Raw genomic sequence first — 2,709 nt, 5'->3', positions numbered from 1 at the left:
GAATTGCGCAGTTCCGCCCCCAGCCTTCGGCCGGGAGGTGCCCCCAGCGCCCCTGGATCGACCACCCGAGCGCCCCTTGAAGACAGCTCCTAGGGGCCGACCTCGCAGGCGCTCGGGCGGTCGCCTCAGGGGCGTGTCCTCGCAGCGCACGGATGCCTCATGGGGCGCGGGGAACCGCGCGATTCGGATGCGGGCCACCGTGCGGGCCGGGGGCGGCCCGGAGAGGTACGCGCCCCACCGCATCGACATTCTCTGACGACCGGCACGGATCCTCACGAAGGGCAGGCATGAGACTCGCATCGTTCACCGTCGGGGGCGCCCGGCGCGCCGCGGCCGTCGACCGGACGGGGACGGCGGTGGCGGCGCTGCCCGCCTCGCTGGGAACCGTCGACGACCTCGTCCGCGGCGGCCCCGCCGCCCTGGACGCCGCCCGTGAGGCGGCCGAGGCGGCCCTCGCCGGCCCCGACGTGCTGCCGCTCGACGGCGTCCGGCTGGAGCCGCCCCTGCAGCGGTTCAACCGGGACATCCTCTGCACCGGCTGGAACTACCAGGACCACTTCGAGGAGTCGGTCGGCAAACGCGGCGGCCAGGACCCGGCCGAGCGGCCGACCCGGCCCACCTTCTTCACCAAGGGCCCGGACACCGTCATCGGCCCGGCCGACGACATCGCCTACGACCCGGACCTCTCCGCCCAGTGGGACTACGAGGCCGAGATCGCCCTCGTCATCGGCCGCGACGGCCGGTCCATCCCCGAGGCCGAGGCGTTGCAGCACGTCCTCGGCTACCTGGTCGCCAACGACGTCTCCCAGCGCGACCTGCAGCGGGCGCACGGCGGCCAGTGGCTCAAGGGCAAGAGCATCGACGCCACCATGCCGCTCGGCCCCTGGCTCACCACCGCCGACGAGATCGCCGACCCCGCCGACCTGCAGGTGCAGTGCGAGGTGAACGGCGTCCTGAGGCAGAACGCCTCCAGCGCGCAGATGGCCTTCCCGTTCGCCCGGCTGATCGCCGAACTCAGCCGGGGCATGACCCTGCGCGCCGGGGACGTCCTGCTCACCGGCACCCCGAGCGGCATCGGCAGCGCCCGCGACCCGCAGGTCTTCCTCGGTCACGGCGACCTCGTCGTCACCCGCGTCGGCGGCCTCGGCGAACTGCGCAACCGGGTGGTGGCGACATCCCTGGTCTGAGCCCGGCCTGCCGCCGCCCGGCACCGGGCGGCGGCCGCGCGGAACGCCGCGATCATGCACCGCGGCGAGGCGGTAGGCTGCCCGCCGACGGGCACGACGGACGGCACCGGCCCGAGGCGAGGAGAACACAGCTGTGACGGCCGGGCCCGAGGAGTCCCCGGCGGCCGGCCGCGACACGCGGCACGGACCGCTGATCATCACCGCGTTCGGGCTGTACGCCCGCGGCGAGCAGAACTGGCTCTCGGTCGCCTCGGTGGTCCGGCTGATGGGCGACCTCGGGGTCGAGCCGCCGGCCGTCCGCTCCTCGGTCTCCCGGCTCAAGCGGCGGGGCCTCCTGGAGAGCGCCCGCCACGACGGCGCGGCCGGCTACTCGCTCGCCGCGCCCGTGCTGGAGACGCTCGCGGAGGGCGACGTCCGGATCTTCGAACGGGTCCGCGCCGTCGCCGAGGACGGCTGGATCGTCGTGGTCTTCTCCGTCCCCGAGTCCGAGCGGCAGAAGCGGCACGAGCTGCGGGCCGCACTGACCAGGCTCGGCTTCGGCACCGCCGCGCCCGGCGCCTGGATCGCCCCGGGCAACCTCGCGGCCGAGACCCGCCGGACCTTGGAACGCCTCGGGCTCGCCGGGTACGTCGACCTCTTCACCGGCGAGCACCTCGCCTTCGGCGACCTGCGCTCCAAGGTCCGCCGCTGGTGGGACCTCGACGAACTCACCGCGCTGTACGCGGACTTCCTGCGCCGCTACCGCCCGGTGCTGGAGCGGACGGAGACGGCCGGGGTGTCCCCGCAGGAGGCCTTCCGGGTGTACGTGCCGATGCTCACCCAGTGGCGCCGGCTGCCCTACCGGGACCCGGGCCTGCCGCTGTCGCTGCTCCCGCCGGGCTGGAACGGCGTCGGTGCGGGCGAACTCTTCAGCGCGCTCAACGCCACCCTGGGCGCCCGGGCCCGCGAGCACGCCCTCGCGGTGATCCACGACGAGCGGTAGGGCGCGGGACCGGCGGCCCTGCGGATCCCCGGCGGCCGTGTGCCTCCCCGGCGGCCCTGCGGCGGAACGGGTGTGCGGCCCCCGGCCTGCCCGCCGGGACCGCACGCGACGACCTCGGGGGTTACGCGAAGGTGAACCAGTTGAGGTTGACGAAGTCGGCGGGCTGGCCGCTGTCGAAGGTCACGTAGACGTCGTGTGTCCCGGTGGTCCGGGCGATGTCGGCCGGGACGGTCCGCCAGGTCTGCCAGCCGCCGGTGTTGGCGATCGCGAAGTTGCCGACCGGCGTGGCGGTGGGACTGCCGAGCCGGACCTGCACCAGTCCGCTCACCCCGGCGGCCGCGCCGGACGCCACCCGCGCGCTGAAGCGGGTCGCCCCGGCCGTACCGAAGTTGACGGCGTTGAACTTCAGCCAGTCGCCGTTGCCGAGGTTGCCCACGTCGGAGCCGCCGCCGGTGTCCGAGCAGGCCTCCGTCCGGGTGCCCGACTGGGCGTTGAACGCCTCGGCCTGGATGGTGGAGAAGGCGCTGGCCCCGCCGCCGC

General features: G+C 74.8%; 3 protein-coding genes. 2 read left to right on the top strand and 1 reads right to left on the bottom strand.

Annotated features, from left to right (window positions below; all coding sequences use genetic code 11):
• Positions 1-287 precede the first annotated feature (287 nt).
• Both ABZ641_RS32170 and ABZ641_RS32165 read left to right on the top strand, forming a co-directional pair.
• Positions 288-1,187 (top strand): fumarylacetoacetate hydrolase family protein, encoded by a 900-nt coding sequence (locus ABZ641_RS32170; protein ID WP_344627207.1) that lies wholly within the window; start codon positions 288-290, stop codon positions 1,185-1,187.
• Between the two features lie 133 nt (positions 1,188-1,320).
• Positions 1,321-2,169 carry a PaaX family transcriptional regulator C-terminal domain-containing protein gene (locus tag ABZ641_RS32165; RefSeq protein WP_344627208.1) on the top strand — a complete coding sequence of 283 codons (849 nt, stop codon included), beginning with the start codon at positions 1,321-1,323 and terminating at the stop codon, positions 2,167-2,169.
• Positions 2,170-2,290: 121 nt separating this feature from the next.
• On the opposite strand, the gene ABZ641_RS32160 is transcribed toward ABZ641_RS32165, so the two are convergent.
• Positions 2,291-2,709 (bottom strand): carbohydrate-binding protein (locus ABZ641_RS32160; RefSeq protein WP_359987548.1); only part of this gene is annotated, 419 nt, incomplete at its 5' end.

Source organism: Kitasatospora sp. NPDC007106 (genome assembly GCF_040634455.1).
Lineage (GTDB): Bacteria > Actinomycetota > Actinomycetes > Streptomycetales > Streptomycetaceae > Kitasatospora > Kitasatospora arboriphila.
Note: the sequence above shows the minus strand (reverse complement) of the source record. Positions and strands in the feature narration are given on the sequence as shown.

Excerpts from the sequence above, each read along its gene's own strand:
- ABZ641_RS32170 (WP_344627207.1), top strand. The coding sequence starts at position 288 with ATGAGACTCGCATCGTTCACCGTCGGGGGCGCCCGGCGCGCCGCGGCC.